Source organism: uncultured Nostoc sp., from assembly GCF_937863485.1.
Classification (GTDB): domain Bacteria; phylum Cyanobacteriota; class Cyanobacteriia; order Cyanobacteriales; family Nostocaceae; genus Nostoc.
Genome location: NZ_CALMFY010000179.1, coordinates 1 through 19,054, shown reverse-complemented (window position 1 = coordinate 19,054; position 19,054 = coordinate 1). Strand labels below are relative to the sequence as shown.

Annotated in this window: 11 protein-coding genes and 1 pseudogene; 4 read left to right on the top strand and 8 right to left on the bottom strand. The window is 42.9% G+C overall.

Annotated elements, in window-relative coordinates; genetic code table 11:
* The first annotated feature begins 335 nt into the window (after positions 1-335).
* Entirely contained in the window at positions 336-1,151 is an 816-nt protein-coding gene (locus Q0541_RS23820; RefSeq protein ID WP_298916380.1) for a Uma2 family endonuclease, read from the top strand.
* 124 nt (positions 1,152-1,275) lie between these two features.
* Positions 1,276-2,640, top strand: a complete 1,365-nt coding sequence (gene miaB, locus Q0541_RS23815; protein ID WP_298916377.1) for a tRNA (N6-isopentenyl adenosine(37)-C2)-methylthiotransferase MiaB — start codon at positions 1,276-1,278, stop codon at positions 2,638-2,640.
* A gap of 94 nt (positions 2,641-2,734) precedes the next feature.
* Here miaB and Q0541_RS23810 read toward each other — a convergent pair whose 3' ends face one another.
* The 6 genes from Q0541_RS23810 to Q0541_RS23785 form a co-directional block, all read right to left on the bottom strand.
* Complete coding sequence (locus tag Q0541_RS23810) at positions 2,735-5,920, bottom strand: hypothetical protein (protein ID WP_298916374.1); 3,186 nt, start codon at positions 5,918-5,920, stop codon at positions 2,735-2,737.
* Positions 5,921-5,944: 24 nt separating this feature from the next.
* Complete coding sequence (locus Q0541_RS23805; RefSeq protein ID WP_298916370.1) at positions 5,945-6,103, bottom strand: hypothetical protein; 159 nt, start codon at positions 6,101-6,103, stop codon at positions 5,945-5,947.
* A 23-nt stretch (positions 6,104-6,126) separates the two neighbouring features.
* The gene (locus Q0541_RS23800; protein ID WP_298916367.1) at positions 6,127-10,170 is read right to left on the bottom strand and encodes a TonB-dependent receptor; all 4,044 of its coding nucleotides are present in this window, start codon (positions 10,168-10,170) and stop codon (positions 6,127-6,129) included.
* Positions 10,167-11,708: a hypothetical protein gene (locus Q0541_RS23795; RefSeq protein ID WP_298916382.1), complete on the bottom strand. Its 1,542-nt coding sequence runs from the start codon at positions 11,706-11,708 to the stop codon at positions 10,167-10,169. Before Q0541_RS23795 ends, Q0541_RS23800 begins: the two co-directional genes overlap by 4 nt.
* Before the next feature lie 157 nt (positions 11,709-11,865).
* Positions 11,866-12,453 carry a hypothetical protein gene (locus tag Q0541_RS23790; protein ID WP_298916364.1) on the bottom strand — a complete coding sequence of 196 codons (588 nt, stop codon included), beginning with the start codon at positions 12,451-12,453 and terminating at the stop codon, positions 11,866-11,868.
* 172 nt (positions 12,454-12,625) lie between these two features.
* Positions 12,626-15,169 (bottom strand): hypothetical protein, encoded by a 2,544-nt coding sequence (locus Q0541_RS23785; protein ID WP_298916361.1) that lies wholly within the window; start codon positions 15,167-15,169, stop codon positions 12,626-12,628.
* Between the two features lie 804 nt (positions 15,170-15,973).
* Between Q0541_RS23785 and thrC the strand changes: the two genes are divergently transcribed.
* Positions 15,974-17,284 carry a threonine synthase gene (gene thrC, locus Q0541_RS23780; protein WP_298916358.1) on the top strand — a complete coding sequence of 437 codons (1,311 nt, stop codon included), beginning with the start codon at positions 15,974-15,976 and terminating at the stop codon, positions 17,282-17,284.
* Positions 17,285-17,372: 88 nt separating this feature from the next.
* Positions 17,373-17,648 (top strand): ubiquitin-like small modifier protein 1, encoded by a 276-nt coding sequence (locus tag Q0541_RS23775; protein ID WP_298916355.1) that lies wholly within the window; start codon positions 17,373-17,375, stop codon positions 17,646-17,648.
* A gap of 116 nt (positions 17,649-17,764) precedes the next feature.
* Here the strand turns inward: Q0541_RS23775 and Q0541_RS23770 are convergent, their stop codons facing one another.
* A complete protein-coding gene (locus Q0541_RS23770) occupies positions 17,765-17,944 on the bottom strand; it encodes a hypothetical protein (RefSeq protein WP_298916385.1) in 180 nt (59 codons plus the stop codon).
* An 833-nt stretch (positions 17,945-18,777) separates the two neighbouring features.
* Positions 18,778-18,927 (bottom strand): annotated as a pseudogene (locus Q0541_RS23765) (carbohydrate porin); the annotation flags it as partial.
* Positions 18,928-19,054: the final 127 nt, after the last annotated feature.

Sequence of the window (19,054 nt, the reverse complement as noted above, 5' to 3'; positions counted from 1 at the left end):
AAATTAAATAATATACAATTCATATAAATATATATTCAATTCCAATTCTTCTATCTTCAATTCCAATTTATCTCTCTACAATGCCAATGCTTCTCTCTACAATGCCAATGCATCCCCCTACAATGCCAATGTCTTTCTCTACAATGCCAATGCGTCTCTTTGCATTTAAAAAAGCTACGATTTTATGCAAAACTGTACTTAGCAATTAGCAAAGATGTGTATACAATCTCTTCAAAATCATCTAAAGATAAGTATTTTGGCAAAATTGGGATACTCCCCCATCCCTATGCTGGAAACGATAAAATAAAAAATAAACTTACATTCATGCTGTGTTTATGGCAACCCAACTCAGCAAAGCCAAATCACCAACAGAACTGGTAATATCTTGGGAAGCGTTGCCCGACGACTTTCAACTAGAGGATGAACCAGTGGAGAATACGGGTCAGCCAATTTTGGCTGGTGCTTTGCGTGAAAGTCTAGAAATCAGTGGATTCATTCAACCCCAGATGTTAATAGCCTCAAATTTTGGTCTTTGTGCGACTGTCAACGGGCAATTTATTGCGAAAGCACCTGACTGGGTTTATGTGCCGTCGGTTAATGAAGTTGTAAGTAATCGGAAAAGTTATACACCCAATTTAAAAGGTGATATCCCGGCGATTGTTATAGAATTCCTATCCGACACTGAGGGTGGGGAATATTCGGTAAAGCGAACTTATCCACCAGGAAAATGGTTTTTCTACGAGCAAATTTTGCAAGTTCCCATCTACGCGATTTTTGAACCAGATAGCGGTTTATTAGAATTTTATCAACTAGAAAATAGACGCTATGAGTTAAAGCAACCTGACGAAAATGGTCGTCATTGGGTTGAGACAATGGGCTTATTTTTGGGAACTTGGCAAGGAACAAAAGAAGCTCGAACTGGTTATTGGTTGCGCTGGTGGAATGAAGCTGGTAATTTGTTACCTTGGGCTGTGGAACAAATTGAACAAGAACGTCAACGCGCTGAACAAGAACATCAACGCGCTGAACAAGAACATCAACGTGCTGAACAAGAACGTCAACGCGCTGAACAAGAACGTCAGCAAAAAGAACAACTGATTGCTTATTTGCAATCTCAGGGTATTGACCCGAATAATTTGCCTCCGTTCTAGTAGAAAGTAAAAAGTTACTAATAACTCCAAGATTTTGTTTTCGTAAGGTGCGTTAGTGACAACGTAACGCACATAGAATAAAAATAAACCTTATATACATTACGCTGATTAAGCATAATTGCCCATGACCTCCTCTAAACGCCACTACCACATTACTACCTTCGGTTGTCAGATGAATAAAGCTGACTCAGAGCGCATGGCTGGCGTTTTGGAAGACATGGGCTTTGAATGGTCAGAAGACCCGAATAATGCAGATGTGATTCTCTACAATACCTGCACAATAAGGGATAATGCCGAGCAAAAAGTATACTCCTACCTCGGCAGACAGGCGAAGCGCAAACATGAGCAGCCTGATTTAACTCTAATTGTTGCTGGTTGCGTTGCCCAGCAAGAAGGTGAAGCGCTGTTGCGGCGAGTCCCAGAATTAGACTTGGTAATGGGGCCACAACACGCCAACCGCCTCAAAGATTTGCTGGAGTCAGTCTTTGAAGGCAACCAAGTTGTGGCAACCGAGTCGGTTCATATTATTGAAGATATCACCCAGCCGCGACGGGATAGTAAAGTGACAGCTTGGGTAAATGTAATTTACGGCTGTAACGAACGCTGCACCTACTGTGTGGTTCCCAATGTGCGCGGTGTGGAACAATCTCGTACACCGTCAGCTATCCGGGCTGAGATGGAAGAATTAGGACGCCAAGGTTACAAAGAAGTTACTCTACTCGGTCAAAATATTGACGCTTACGGCAGAGATTTGCCAGGAACAACAGCAGAAGGTCGGCATCTGCACAACTTCACAGATTTACTTTATTACGTGCATGATGTGCCGGGGATTGAAAGGTTAAGATTTGCTACTAGCCATCCCCGTTATTTTACAGAGAGATTAATTAAGGCTTGTGCTGAATTGCCTAAAGTCTGCAAACATTTCCATATTCCCTTTCAATCTGGGGATAATGAACTTTTAAAGGCGATGGCGCGGGGTTATACCCATGAGAAATATCGCCGCATCATCGATACGATTCGGCAGTATATGCCAGATGCTTCGATTAGTGCTGATGCGATTGTCGGTTTTCCTGGGGAAACAGAAGCACAGTTTGAAAATACCCTGAAACTGGTGGAAGATATTGGCTTTGACATGTTGAATACAGCAGCATATTCACCGCGTCCAGGGACACCAGCTGGTTTGTGGGACACTCAACTGAGTGAAGAAATTAAAAGCGATCGCCTCCAACGCCTGAATCATTTAGTAAATTTGAAAGTAGCAGAGCGATCGCAACGTTACTTCGGACGCATTGAATCCGTATTAGTAGAAGACCAAAACCCCAAAGATCAAACCCAAGTCATGGGACGCACTGGCGGTAATCGTCTGACATTCTTCAGTGGCGACATCAAAGAATTGAAAGGGCAGTTAGTGAAGGTAAAAATTACCGAAGTTCGCCCTTTTAGCTTGACGGGTGAACCAATTGAAGTCAGACAAGCCATGCCTGTCTAAGAATTAGACATCTGGTGAAATTAAATATGCATCATCCAGAACCCTTGTAGAAACGTAGCACTGCTACATCTTTACATTCTTTATCACCAGATACCTATTTCACCTTAACCCGGAAACGGATAAACCCGTAGGAATTAATTGGTGTACCTGGTGCAGTTGCATTTGGCACATTTCCCAAATTCACAACCACCACACCGTTAGTATTACTACCATCACATTTGATACTAGGATAATTATTCGTGGGGTCAACGCCTGGGGATAAATATTCTGCTGTATCCCCATCTTTGGTATTAGTTAAGGATTCAGTTACACCATTGTTTTGCCAAATGATACCTCGATCGCCACTTGCAAGACCACTTGTGTTTTTGGTTGCGAAATTATTGAATGCAGTTGGTAGGAAAGTGACATTATTAGGAACGCGATCGCAAATTAAAACATTATTTGCTGTTGCCTTACCTGCGGAGAGGAAATAGATAGTGTATTCTATTTGATCACCTGGCTTGACATAACCGCCATTGATGCCACCGAGCATGAAGCTATTTAAGGATGGCCAATTGTCAGTGTCCTGGGGCGGGTCTGTTGGTGTGGGTTGGGTTGGAATGGTGATGTTATTATCATCGTAGGGATTAGTTGGGGCATCAATATAACTGCCCAAAGAATCCCCCCCAAATGTGGTAGTGCCGCCATTAATAGCTGTAATCCGTTTCACAAGCAAGACATTAGGTATTGTAGCGAGAGTGACAGTTCCTGCGGTAAAGGGCATACTCACCGTCGCAGGCGTGGGATCAACTTGCCCCGCTGTATCCACAGCCGCATAGGTAAAGCTGACGGTAATCGCTCCATCATTGGGGTCAAGCTGCAATAACGCAGGGTTATAGTTAGAAATTGTCTGCCCTGTGGTAACAGCGATGCCATTATAGGTCAGCGTGCCATTGGTCGGCAAGGTGACAATCTTGAACGTCTTACCACTGCCCAATGTCCCATCTTCTGGGTCAGTTCCCGCCAAGGTTGGCACCTGCACCTTCGCTGTGCCACCGGGATTGGTTTGAGAAGCGGGACTGAGACTGATTGTATCTGGCAGTTGTTCAATCCCAAAGTTTACACCAGTGACATTGGTAGTAGTGATGCTGACACTGACTTTGCTATCCACTGTACCATCGACTACCCCACTCAGGTTCTCTCCAGTGCTGACCCAACCAGAGGGGAGTGCGATCGCAGGCGGTATTGCACCAACAGTTGCCGTTGCCGTAGTGATTTGCACGGTGTAGTTCGCATTGGCTGGCACATTATTGAAAGTGTAAGTACCATTCGCCGCTACAGCCGTAGTTGCAACCACTTTATTTGTGCTATCAACCAGCACTGCGTTTATTCCACCTGCATTGGTTCCAGTTTCTGTACCATTCAGCAGCTTGCTACCATCAATATCATCGAAAACTGTACCGGACAGGGTTACAGCTGCTGCGGTAAAGGGCATACTCACTGTTGCAGGCGTGGGATCTTCTTTGCCTGCGGCATCGATCGCGGCGTAGGTAAAGCTGACGGTAATCGCTCCATCTTGAGGGTCAAGCTTTAATAACGTTGGGTTATAGCTACTAATAACCTGCCCCGCAGTCACCGCTACGTTATTGTAAGTCAGCGTCCCATTAGTCGGTAAGGTGACAATTTTGAATTTATTACCACTGCCCAATGCGCCATCTTCGGGGTCAGTTCCCGCTAAGGTTGCCACTTGAACCGTTGCCGTCCCGCCCGGATTGGTTTGAGACGCTGGATTTAAGTTAGTCGTATCCGGAAGTTGCTCGATCCCAAAATCTTTACTAGAGATGTTTGTGCCAGTATTAAAAGCAGCTGTTGTTAGTGGGCTAGTATTGACCCAGTTAGGAGGGAGCGATGCTGTAGGGGCAGTATTACCTACTGTGCCAGCAGTTGTACTTAAGAGAATTTCAACGTTGCTTTGATTCAGGGGAACATCGAGAAAAGTGTAAGTACCGTCTGCTGCGACAGTTGTTGTTTTTAATACTTTATTGTTAGAATCTACAAGAATAGCATTTAACAACCCACTTGCATTAGTGCCGGTTTCGGAGCCAGTATTAATATTAGTAAAAGTCCCGTTAGCGCTATTGTCGGCATCATTCCAAACCTTGCCACTGAGGAAATCATCATCATATATAGTATAATTGGAAGCAATCGTTGGGGAACTACCACAAGTTGTTGTTGAACTGGCGAAAAAACTGGTTGAAGATTGTATGGTAAATACGATTGTCCTCATACCTTGAGGAATATTGTTATTAATGACAGTAAAGGGAATGGTAAAGACACTAGTGGCATCACTACCGTCGTAGTTACCCGCAGGAATAGTGATATTAAAGGTGGATGCGTGTGATGTTGTATCGTAGTCTGTACCTCTGACTGCTGTACCAGAAACAGAAATTGGAACAGAGATCCCTCCAGTTGGCACTAAACCAACGATTCTGAGTTTGGGGGGGTTAGTTGTAGGGTTAGTTTCCGATTCTGCTGCACCACCTGAACTCGCTGTAAACTCAAGCACAGGTTTACCAGCAAATTGCACATCATCAAGAAAGTTACCTACAGTATTGTTCCCACCTGCCGTAGAAACGGCCGCAAACCCTACAGGTTGATTACCAGAAGCACCAGTGTAAGGCACTGTGCCAGTGTATCGTACCCAGCCATTTGCTGCATTATTGTTACTTACAGGAGGAATAGTTGCACCATTCTGTGCTACTGGTTGTGCCGTAACTGTTCCATTGCTAGTTGTTGAAAATGTGCCAAAAATAGTTTTTGTTGAATCGGTATTTAGTCCAATTAAAAAATTGGCCACATCAGCAACAGTTGCACTAGAACGCCCACGGTGTAAAAGAGAGAATGTGATCGTCTCATTTTTAATTAGGCATATATTCTGATATAACTGAGAAGCTTGTTCAGCATTTAACTCAGCAAATTGATTTCCTGCATTGGTTGCTGTATTAACACCAATAAATCCTGAAGTCCAAATTTCGATGAGATTGGATGTTGTTTGTATAAAACCTGAACAGTTGCCTGTTCCTTTTACTGGAGTATGAGTTGTTTCCCAACCAGGGATAAGATTTTTATCCACTTGAACGTAACATTGTTGACCGGGAGAACCAAAAACAGGTTGCTCAAAACTAGGATTTAAGAACGATCGCTGGATATATTGAGCTTGGGCTGACGTAGGTTGAAGTACTAATGTCGCACTGAGCAGCCCCCAGCCAAAAATATTAAAATTTTGCCATAAATTCTTCATTAGTAAATCACCATAAAATAACCTTTAAAAGATGCTGATTACCCTAACCCTAATCATCAATGAGGGCTGATTAACCTCAAACAAATCTTCAGTCTTTAGCTTGCCCAAAGTCGTAGATAATCTACCATCTGCATTCAGATTTAGTGTGGCGATCGCTTTTAAATACCTAAATAAAGATGTCATTCTAAAAGTAATAATTAATAAATTTAAATTGCTCCATCTTTTTTCACCTGCGCTTCTGTTTGATTTGGCTGCTTTTGCTGACGTGGCACAGGTTTTTGCTGTCCAAAGCCATCAAATAATTCGTTGAGCTTGACGCTTATACCTAAATACGCCCCACCTGCGGAACGTGTTCCTGAGAAATCCCGATCATCAACTTTACCAAACACATATCCAGCCGAAACGCGCAGGTTAGGCGTGAGGTAGTAGCCTGTTTCTATGACAAACCCTGTTTCGCTGTAGCTAGACTGACTAATTACACGAGCCTCACCCACCAAATCCCAGCTATATCCCAAACGATAGGTTGCCCGGAATTGTGCCAGATTTACTGTACTCGTACCAGCTAAATCGCTGGCTATGTAAGAAGTACTGTTACGCAAGGCATATTTGCCATAAAATTCCCATTGCCAGTTAGGAGCATAAATAGCTTCTAAGGCAAAAGTATGGTCTTGAGAACCCGTACCACTCCCTAAGAGGATGGTGTCAGGAATAGTTGATGGATTTTGGCGATATTCATAACGCAATAAAGCATTAAATTTATCGCTATTGGGGTTGCGGTAGGCTAAACCTAGCTTCAGGTTAGCTGTATCTCCCAATCCTGAAAGTTTTTGATTGGAAGAACCAGCTTGTTGATAACGTACCAAAGCTGTGATCGCCGGAGAAATTTTACCCGTAACACCTGCGGTAATTACTGTATTACCACCACCAGAAGAGGAGCGATGTTCGTAACGAGCGCTGGCTTGAAACTGCGGATTATCAGAGTATTCCAGCCCCACACTATAACTATCGCCACCATCAAATCCGATCGCAGATGCTGATTGACCAAAAGCGAAGGGTTGAGCATATTGTTGACCCGCCGCAGTCCGTCCGAAGAAGTTGCCAAAAACGTGTTCGTAAGCAACGTTCAGCCGCAATCCCGAAGCAATAGTCCAGCGATTATTTAGACCAATCGCCCCTTGGGTAGTCATTTCGTTAGCACCACCCAAAATTGAGTAACGACCAGTCAAGGTAGTATCTGATCCGAGTTTGTGTTCACCGTTGACACTCAAGCTGGTAATGGAATTACCCGAATATTGACCGCCAGTGTAAAACTGTTGGGCCAGACTGATATTGACACCAGGAATTGCTGCCCAATTCAACCCTAAGATGGTACGGTCTGGGTAAACAGTATCTTTTTGGGAAGATAGACTCAGTTCATTTTGGGCTTGGAAAGTCAGATTCTTAGCGATGGGAACTGAAAAACGCGATCGCAATTGATTAGAATCACCACTCAGGGCGCTATCGGGGATGCGGTCTTCCCGATGACGATGAATCCAATCCACATCAAGGGTAGCGCTACCCAAGCGTTGTTGAATCCCAGCGGAAATCGTCGTCAGTGAATTATCAACATTGCTCCCAGGTATGGCCTCAGAACGGGGTGCAAACAGTTCTTCAAAGGTGTCTAAGGGTTGGGGAGCAATCCCAAAGTTGTCTTCGTGGTCATATTGCGCCCTGACGTTGGTGCTTGAGGTGAGTTTAGCTGTAACCTGCGCTCCATAACGGGTTTGTCCTGGGACAAAGCTGATAGTGGCATTATTCGCAAAACCCGTATCAGCAAAGCGATAATAGGCACGACCTAGAATCCCATTGGCAATTTGTCCCTCAGCTTCCAACCGATACGCATCACCCCTGACTTTTCCCACCACATCAGAATCATTACTGGAATGGGCATATTCTGCGATTAATTTACCTTGATTACCCAAAGCAATCAGTGCATCTGCGCCGTAGAGTTGAAAGTCACGCACCCCCTGATTTTCTTGGACGTAAGTTGCACCGATCCAACTTTCCTGATTAAGTTTGCGGGAAAGGTTATATTGCAGACGGCCAGCATAGATATTGCTGTCAGAATCTTGGCTATCATATTGGTAGGTAACAACAATCCGGCGTACCAAGACTTGTCCAGTTTGATCAATATCGGTGCGTAGAATGGGTTCGCGGAATAATAATGTACCGCGATCATAGTCGATTTCGTAGTCTGGGCCTCGGTTAAGCTGCTTGCGTTCTAGTACAGTCCCAGGACGATTGAGTTCTTCTAACTCGATAAAGACATTTTCACTACCTGGTTGTAGTAGTCTGCGAGAGAGAAAGTAATAGCCACTAGTGCCATCAGGAGGAATAGTATCCCGTTGAAACCCTTCTAAGTGGTTGCCATACAAACCTGTAATTTGTAAGTTCCCTAAGTTGTAGTTAGCTTTAAAGCCGTGGAGTTGACGGGTGATAGAAGTAAATTGCTGCGATCGCCGCGCAAATTCTTCTGTGTTGTAGTCACCCCACATGGCATAATCAGGATCAGATCCGGGGATACGAGTTGAACGCTCAAAACGTAGAAAGAAGCTGTCTATAGAAGGAGCGGTGGCATCAACTTTGGAGCTATCGCCGTAGACAGGATAATTTTGCTCGCTGAATTGGTAAGTTTTAAACAGGCGATTATCGCAGTCGCAATCTTCATTGAGGTTACGAGAACTGTTGTATGCACCTGTAAACAACCATTCCCCGATCGCACCAGTGGCAAATATCGCTGAATGAAAATCTAATTGCGTTCTGTTGTCTTTATCAGGTGGGAGGAAATCACGGAAACTGCCGTAATAATTTGTACCTCTAGCGCCCAAACGTAAATCTATTACTCCACTAACCAAACTTGGACGTAGTGCAGTTTCAAATTGCAGTTGGGTAAAGGCTTCTAAATCATTAGCGATCGCACGAATTCTGACAGTTTGGGCATTCAGTTGCGATCGCAAAATCGCTGTAAATTGCCCCGCTTTCGCCTCTACTTGAAATCCGGGTTCATCGGGTTTGAAATCTTTGCCAATAAACTCCCCAGCAGTGGGTATCAAAGTGACAACAGCATCACGGTTAGAGCGATTGCCACTTTCATCGATCAGTTGACCCCGGATTGTAGCCGTAGAACGTCCATCTGCTGGAATCCGAGACTCAACAGTTTCTAAGGTTAGTTGCTGTGGCGCTCCCCGGACTGCGACTTGCAGCGTTACAGCAGGTTCTGTTCCTCCGATTACTTGTGCAGAGATGGTGTTATTACCTTCTTTTAAGGAGACACCATACCATGTCTGCGTTACCAAGTTAGCAGTGGTATCAGTTTCTGTCCGTCCAACTAAGGAGGGGTCTACCAACGCGCCATTCACCCGCAATTCCACTTGACTACCAACGGGAAATTGCACAATCACTGTAGTAGCTGGTACATCTACTACGGTGTCAGGCGTTGGAGTCAGAATTTTAATTGCTGTGGAGATGGGTGGAGTGGGAGACACAGGAAGATTTTTTCCTTGTCCCTGTATCTCCGTGTCCCCGCGTCCTTGCGCCTTTGCATCCTCAGCTACTCCTGCTATTTTGCGTAAGCCTCTAGGCAAATCAATAGAAGTTGCTGGTTGAAATGGTTGTATTTCTGTTGGAGAAGCTTGAAACTGTGTCTTAGTGTCTCTGCGCCCGTCGTTCTTGATTCCGGCTATTTTGCGTAAGCCTCTGGGTAAATCAATAGAAGTTGCTGGTTGAAATGGTTGAATTTCTGTTTCACTTGGCTGAACATCTGGAATTGAAGTATCAGTAACTGGTGCTGAAGAAGTTGAGAGAAGTTCGAGGGGTGAAAGTTGCTTGTCTGAACTTCCCAAAATATGGGGAGAATTTGAATCCGTACTTTTTTCAGCAACTTTATTCCAATTCGCTTGATCTTCGACCTGACTTTTCACATGATCTGGAAAAACCAAAGCGAAACCTAACCCCCTAGCTCCCTTCCCTTGTAGGGAAGGGGAAGAATTCAAAGCCTCTCCCCTCTTAGGGGAGAGGTTTTCCAGATTCCCTGAAAAGTGAGGATCTTCAGCACCCTTGTCTGCTTGCGAAGGCGAATCGGGGAAAAAGAGATTTTCACTTGCAGGTTCCGCTTTGACTATAGCAGGATACAAAACGAGGCTGAGAGCTACTGGCATTACCCCGATCATCTTCAGGTGAAATATAGTTGCATGGTGCAGTCTGGGCTTCATTTCTTGACTGGCTCCTGGAAGGCGGGGGTAACTGCAAAGTTCATACGTACCAAACCACCAGGCTCTAAACGTACTAGACGAGATTGGCTATTTCGTTCGCGGAATTTTTCGTTCGGAGCTAGGGTGTAACCGGGTACACTAATAAGGTCTAGTACACCCGTATGGTTTCCTGGTAAGGCATTGGCTAAGGAAAACAAACCATTGGGATCTGTGGTGATGCGGTTTCCGTCCTCCAGAAAAATCACTGCATTGGGGACTCCAGGCTCACCAGGTTGTTGTTCACCATCAAAATTTTTATCAATAAACACGCGACCGATAATAGTGCCACAGTCAGAAACGATTCCTGAACGAATTTTTAACTGGTGTGTTGCAGGGCCATCCTTGGTGCTAAAACGGTTATCAGCCCGTTGGGCATTAACGATCGCACTGTTGCGACCATTACCACGCAGAGCATCGGCTGTTAGTTGAGCCGCATAAGCAATATTCAGGATTTTTTCTGTAGGAATTGTTACGTCTGTGCGGAATGTCACCGTGTTTCCATTGCGTTCTGAGGTGAGAGTGATTGCTTGACCATCCAACTCTCCCCGCACAGATTTAGGCAAGAACTGGAATCCTAAAGGTAAGTTGTCGGTGATAACTATATTATTCAAACCAGCATCAGCTAGATTTTTTACTGAGAGACGGTAGATTACTGTATCTCCAGGTTCAGCAGCAGCGCGATCGCCTGTTTTGATAATCTGCAACTGGTTGGCTTGACACATATTTACAGTAAATTCAAAGGCTAATAAGTCCAATCCCACTGTTTCTGCGTTGGGAACTAAGACAACTGTTTCCTCTAGCCTGGTTTCACCTGTGAGACTGATTGGTTGTCCATCCAGAGAAGTAGCGATGTATTGCACGACATTATTATTATTTTTTGCAACAATTTCAATCTTGATGCGCCGTTGTTTGTAGATAGAATTTGGCGGTGGATTGACTACAAAAATATAGGCTTTACCTGGATCAGTTTGACCTTTATTCGGGTCAAGTAGAAAATTGTAGAAACCCGCAGGGTTATTTGTAATGAAATATGGATTACTATTCTCGGTATTTGGCGGTTTACCGCCAGGAACATTGTTATTAGAAATATCCGGTAACTCTGTTCGAGTCAAAGCAAGCAAGCTGCCCAATTCTGTTCCCGTTGGGTCACTAGGGTTAAGTTCGTATACGCCAACTGAAAAACCTGTATAGTCAGGTAAAATAGCGCCACCACAACCTAATATTCGCCCTAAGGGGTCAATTAATGGATTAGAGTTAACCTTAAGCTGATTAGAACTTCCTTGATATTCATAATTACTAGCAGAATCTGTATAAGTATAAGTAGCTTGATTAGTTATTGGCAAAGACGCAGCCAGATTGTTAGTCGTTTGTGCTCTGGCTGGTATAGATATAGTAGTATGCAAAAAACTTACCAAAATAACGGTTGCTGTTAACCTTTGACACCAGATATTGTTAGAAGTAATTTGCTTTTGTTTTTGAGGACGGCTCACTGAATACATTTCCTCTGGGATGCCAATTTTATTAATAAAAGCAATTAGCTTTTGGAAAAGACTCATAACTGTTAAACGGTATTTTCCACACCAAAGAATTAGTAATTCATAATTTAAAATTTAGATTACGAATTACTAAATTGAGGAGTTTTTGTATCTTATTAAATCAACGCACTTGGGTTTGATAAGTCGCTTTGACTGTTGTCTTTCCTGCAACTAATGGCACTTGCAAACGGATATGGGTATAAAGATTCGCTGGTGCTGGTTTGGTTTCGACTTTGCCGTCAGGAAAAGTAACTTTAACAGTAGGATTTTCTACAAAGCTGCGTCCGCCATCAATGCTGTAAATAACTTTGGCATTGTTAGTAACATTGGTTGATTGAAGTACGTATACCATTCCTTTAGGAATAGGTTGATTGAGAATCAAATTCTTCACTGGGCGATCGCTCTTATTTTCACCAATCAAGGTATATCGCAACACATCTCCTGGTCGCACCACAACTTGACCTTTCAAAGGTTGCCATGTCTTGCTTTGCTTACCTTGTTGATCCTGTGCTACCACTTGCTTCTCAGCCTCTAAGCGCAATTGTATTTGCCCTTGAGTTTTGACATTTTGAGCGATGGCTCCGCCAACGCCTTCAGCGTACGCACTTGTAGAATGCCATAGAGAAGCTACTCCCGGCACTTGACTGACAAATGGAACTGTAGCAATGAGTGCGAAGGCTCCTAAACCTGCAAAAGAAAGACGCTTCATATAAATAACCTCAAAAACACTTTCACAATGTTGATAGTTGATTTATCTTTCCCTGTTTTGGCTAGGGAATAATCAGTTTGTAGTTAGCCCTTCAGCCCTAAATCACCAACTACAAACACATAGGAGCTATTACACCTCTCTTTACAAACAAAGAGGGGTGAGATTAAACTACCTAGTTAACCTTGCGTTGGAAGGTAAATGTTCTTTGAATACCTGGTGCAACCTGTCCGGTGGCAGTATCTACATACTTGGTGATATCAGTGTTAACTGTGGTTCCAGTTTGGTCGATGCCAGAGGTAGTAGCTGGATTACCATTGAAGAATTGAATAGTTGAAGCCCCAGAATCCTTAGCTGAACCAACAATGTTGCTAGTATCAATTTGAGTATTACTATCGTTGTCTAGCGCCCAGTTGTTGGGGTTTTGTGTACCATCTTCACTAATCACAACTTTGTTAGCATTCAAAATCACATTACCAGTTCCAGCTTGAGCATCAGAAATATTTTTGTACCGAATCTGGTACTCAATAATGTTGCCTGGAGCCGGATTTCTGGGTACATCAGCAATTCCTGGATTCGGATCAATAACAGTGCTGGTAACAGGATTTGTGTAAGCTGGTGTAGACTCAAAATTATCTTGACCTGCACCAACTGCTGGCCCAGTTCCTTGTAAAACTCGTGACACTTTCACCAGTTGTAAGAAGCCAGTGTAGACGCGATCGATGGAGATGTTATAGACTTCAGCACCATCAACTACACCATTATTATTACTGTCAATAAAAGCAGTAATCGGTACTGGGAAGCCCTTACCGATATCAGTCGATAGTTTCGTACCAGCTGGTAGGTCAATTTCTACACCATAATTAACACTGGCACCAGCAGCAACACCAGAGACTTTAATTGGTGTACCGGCTGCTATAGTAAAAATACCAGTACCACTATTGTAGGTATAAACAGCAGATTGATTGTTATAGCTAACAGTCACCTTTGTACCAGTTGGCAAATCTGTAGCAGTTGCTGGTGCGGTTGGCACTATTGTAATATCGTTAGGCGCAGTACCGTTGTTCTTAATTGTGTTAGTGAAGCCAACTGATTGCGGGTCAAGTGTACTACCAGGAGCTGTGTTAGGAGGAACAAAGGCAGATTTGTTAGTGAAGTCATCGTTGGTTAAACCCGATGGGCCAGTAGCATCAGGTGCACCATTCGGCCCATTTAAAACTGAGTTCGCTGTGGCGGTTGAAATGGTATAGACGTTGACATTCCCAGTAGCAGAAGGAGTACCTTGGTTGTTATTGCCTGTGTCAGTATTGGCAGGAGTAGTGGCATAATAGCCAGGGTCTACTGTAGTAGGAAAGGCTCCAGTAGTGGGGTTGATGTTATCTGGGTTTTGGTCACCTGAATCGTCGAAGAGTAGGGGGCTAGCTGGATCACCAGCAGTTTTACCGAACACTTGAGCGATGTTGTTAACATTTGTCGCTGTCGTTCCTGTGATTCCAGTGGTCGTTACTTGTACTGTAAAGCCTGTAACGGTTGTCCCAGTGGCAACTGTAGAGATAGAGCTAGGATTGTTAATAAAACCAACCCGTCTAACTACACCGCCTGTTACTTGAGCTGGGTTAGTTTTCCACAGAGCCTGATCAGCAGTTGTAGTTGCAGGATCTTCGCCAGCGTAAACCACTATCCACCCTGGAGGAGCGGTTGGAGTCCCATTAAGAGTTGTGGATGCTGGAAGTGCATCAGAAAATAAGATGCGAGTAACTGTACTACCATCTACACTGATACTTGTACCAGCTAAAGCTGCGGGTGTTAGCCCCCGATTAGTTACGTCATTGCTCTCAACTCGCAAGCTTAAACCATAAGTCAGCACATCATCATTGAGTACGGAAGCATTACCAGGATTGTAGGCTGTCCGAGTTTTGAGTATTGTGGCTAGAGCAACGGTTTTAACAGTGTTGCCCACTTGAATTTGCTGGGTAATACTAGCTTCTCGTGTACCGTTAATTGGTGCGCCAGCAACTTCCCCACCAGGTGTGCCATCAGCGTTATCTACAGTATAAACGTCACCACCATCGGGACTCCGTAGTTGGTTTTGGGCATCACCAGGAGTGTTACCAAGGGTAACTTTGATTACATCATTCGATTGAGCGCCTGTCTGTACAGTCACTGGCACACGCACCAACACAGTACCGCTAACCGGAATTGAGGGTGTATCTACACCACCTGCTGTTACGTTTATCCAAGTCGCACCACCATCGGTACTATATTGCAATGTGCCACTAGGTGGCGCAGTAGTACTCCCCGTAGGAGGAGGAAGTTGACCAGAAACTGTACCAGGTCCGGTTGTTGTTGCTTGGTTGGGAATATGGAATTTGGTGGGGTCGTTACCTACGTTCGTTAAGGTGTAGGTGTAGGTTAGTAAATCACCAACTGCAACAGAGCCACCATTGTTATCTGTAACACCCGACGCAGTAACGGTGATACCAGCAACTTCTGCCACAGTTACAGTTACAGTATTAGAGGTAGCATTTATAGTTGTCCCTGGCGCGTTAGGATCTTCGTAGGTCGCTGTTGCCGTGTTGCTGATAGATTGACCACCAGCTGTACCGTCAGCTAGTACAGGTGCAATAAATTGGAAAAGGCTACTAGTTAATAATGCTGTTGCTACTAGAGATTGATAACGCTGACGCTGCTTGTTGAGAGATTTCTTTCGGTTTACCATAGAAGTAGTTTATTTATTTGCTGAACTTGTATCTTGGGTTTTGAGACAGGATAAAGTTCGGCAATTTCTTAAAGAATTACCGACTAGACCTGCCCAAAACCTTAATGTTTCGGGGAGTGCGTATTTGAGGAGTTAACTTATTGACACTCCTGAAAAATTAAATTGAGGCAATATGCAGAAAATTTATTGCCTACTTGTTTCACGCTTACCATTGATTATCAAGGCTGGCAACCACAAATAGAAGTAACTTTCTGTAAATTGTCTATGTAAGTAGAAATGTAACTTTTACAGCTAATAAAGTCCTCCGTATAAATAAGTAACTTCTATAGTTGTGAATGAGTGCATCAAAGCTGAAAAATTAACTTTATTTTGGTAATACACATCACAATTTTAGTGATTTAATCAGACGCTAAAAATACTACAACTTATATATGTAAAGGCTTTTGAGTTTTTACTGTTATATATGCATACTAGCTTGTGGAGTCATTTAAATAAAAGATAAAAATAGAAGCTTAACTAAGTGACTCAGATCACTTAAATGGGATAGTGATTGAAATAAATGCAAATTCATCATAGTTACAGTGCAATTTAATCATATTGCTTCTCAGTGTTAAAACTGAGTTTTTATAAGATGGAAAACAGAAGTGTAAATACTAAGTAAAGTAAGCCATTACTGATATCAAAGTTTTACAATAATCATTCCTTTCAATACCAAACATACCCGACAAAAATTGTCGGGTATGTTTGACTGGTATTTTTGCTCGTGTTACTATCAGGCGACAGACAAACAGGGAAAGCTAGTTTATGACTCAGGCAATCAAAACCCAAACCCAAACTCAAACCAGCACTGCCTACTTTCAAGCCTTGAAGTGTAAGGAATGTGGTGCAGAATATGAACTCAAAGCCAGTAATGTTTGTGAGTTATGTTTTGGACCGTTAGAAGTCAAGTATGACTACAGCGCCCTACGTCTAACTGTCACTCGTGAAACAATTCAAGCCGGGCCCAATTCAATTTGGCGCTATCGTCCCTTTTTGCCTGTCGCAACTGACAATGTTATAGATGTGGGAACGGGTATGACTCCCTTGGTTCGTTCCCACCGTCTTGCCCGTCGCCTGGGTCTAAATAAGCTTTATATAAAAAATGATGCCGTAAATATGCCCACCCTTAGTTTTAAGGATCGGGTGGTGTCAGTTGCCCTCTCCAGAGCGCGGGAGTTGGGTTTTACTACTGTTTCTTGCGCTAGCACTGGTAATTTAGCAAATTCTACAGCTGCGATCGCAGCTCACGCCGGTTTAGACTGCTGTGTGTTCATCCCCGCAGATTTAGAAGCCGGGAAAATTCTGGGTAGCCTGATCTACAGTCCCACCCTGATGGCCGTCAAAGGCAACTACGATCAAGTAAATCGTCTCTGTTCGGAAGTTGCTAATACACATGGCTGGGGTTTTGTCAATATTAATCTGCGCCCTTATTACTCTGAAGGTTCCAAGACGCTAGGCTTTGAAGTTGCAGAACAACTGGGTTGGAAACTACCTGACCATGTTGTTGCTCCCCTAGCTTCTGGTTCACTATTTACAAAAATTTATAAAGGGTTCCAAGAATTTGTAGAAGTTGGTTTGGTAGAAGGTAAGAATGTTCGTTTCAGTGGCGCTCAAGCTGAAGGTTGTTCACCCATCGCCCAAGCCTTTAAAGAAGGACGCGACTTTATTAAGCCAGTGAAACCGAATACAATTGCTAAGTCGCTGGCGATCGGCAATCCAGCAGATGGCATTTATGCTGTGGAGTTAGCCCAGAAAACTGGTGGTAACATTGAATCAGTCAATGATGCAGAAATTATTGATGGCATCAAGCTGCTGGCAGAAACCGAAGGCATCTTCACAGAAACTGCTGGTGGAACAACCGTGGCTGTGCTGAAAAAACTAGTAGAAGCTGGCAAAATTGATCCAGATGAAACTACCGTGCTTTACATCACTGGCAATGGTTTGAAAACCCAAGAAGCATTACAAGGCTACGTTGGCGAACCCTTGACTATTGATGCCAAACTCGATAGTTTTGAACGGGCCCTAGAGCGATCGCGTACTCTGGATCGCTTGGAATGGCAACAAGTCCTCGTTTAGTTAGGATTTAGGAGTTATAAGTTTTTTTATTCATAACTCCTAACTCTTAACTATATTCCTCACTCTTCACTTTTAACTTTGTACTTGTATGGCTGTAACAGTTTTAGTTCCTACTACTCTTCAGAATTTGACTAATAATCAAGCTAGTCTAGAATCTAGCGGTAGCACCATTGCTGAATTGTTGGACTCCTTAGAACAAAGCTTTCCTGGTATTAAATCCCGGTTGTGCGATGAAGAAGGCAAGCTACGTCGGTTTGTAAATTTTTACGTCGATAGCGAAGATATCCGTCATTTAGAAGGGATAAATACACCCCTGAAAGATGGCGATGAAGTAAGTATTGTCCCCGCTGTCGCTGGTGGTTAATACAGAGAACAGCAAATAAAGTAGAAGGCTGACTAGACAAACCTTTGAGAGATTGCCTCGTTCCCAGTCTCAGACTGGGAATGCTGATTAAAATAATTCCTAATTCGTAATGACGCTCAAGGTCTAAAGCTACCAGGGGGACGCAATTCTCGCCAATTACTTTCGGGTTCGGCTGTTGTAACTTGTTTAATATGAGCTAGTGATATTTGCCAAAGTTTATTCAAGCGAACAGCTAGCAGTTGCTCTTTAAAGGTAAATTCTATCTGCAATTTATCATCAACTATACTTAGGTTCATGATCAACTTTGTCGCCAGTAATTTTTTCTCTAGTATTATCTACAAAAGTTGTATCATAATCAGTATTTGCTGGAGCTTGGCAAATGGCAAAATAATTCACTAGTATTGTAAAAATATTTTTCAATATAGAGAAACCGTAAGTATATCCAATTCATGGTGCGATGTCTACGATGGGCTACGCTTACACAGGCTTTTTTGATGTCCCAAAGTGGCACATCTTATGCAATATTAATTAACGACAATATAAAACTATATTTTTTTGCTGCAATTCATAACTAGACCTTTTAAGTAACTATTAATTTGTGCTGATAGTAAAATTTATAGCTGATAAAAATATCAAATTACAGAGAAACTAATATTCGTGTTTTATTGGTAAGTATTTGGCAATTTGGCAGATTGTGATTAGAGTCTTTTGATATATTGCAGAAATTACCAAGATGTTTTTACTTATTATACAGAGGACGGGCTAACGCCCGTCTTTTTTATTGCTAATTATTTGGCATTTTGGCATTATATTACAACCAAACTATCATATATAGCAATCCTATTTGATTTGTGAGAATTGCAACCCGCAGATCCCCGACTAGTTTTACGAAGTCGGGGATCTTCGGGGGCAAAATATCACTAACCCAAGCGTATTGTGTTATGCATTGGATTTATATAGAGGTTTGGCGGTGAGCCAAACTTTTTTTTATATCTTTTGAAAATCAGACATGAGGGATTGGAAAAGAGATTTTCATTGTTTGTTGCGCCCAATTGGATATAAGCGCCTGTAAACATAATTAATAATTATTGGGTCAATACTTAAGTTTTATAATTATGTGCAAACAGAATTAAAAACTAAAAGTACTCCGCAGAATGCCGATAGTAACTGAGTCACTATCTGGTGTGTGACCAGGCTCCAAGATATGAATTATTCCTGGTGTAATGCTGATGTTATCTGTTAGCTGGAAACGATAAAATGCCTCAATTTGGGTGGTAGTGTATTCGCGATCATCTAGCGTTCACATGGGGAGATTTACGGATTTTGTCCAAAATTAGACTTAATCCTTCTAGGCAACTTCTGAAAGAACGAGTATAACAGGGTATTAAGTAGTGGGGACTTTTAAG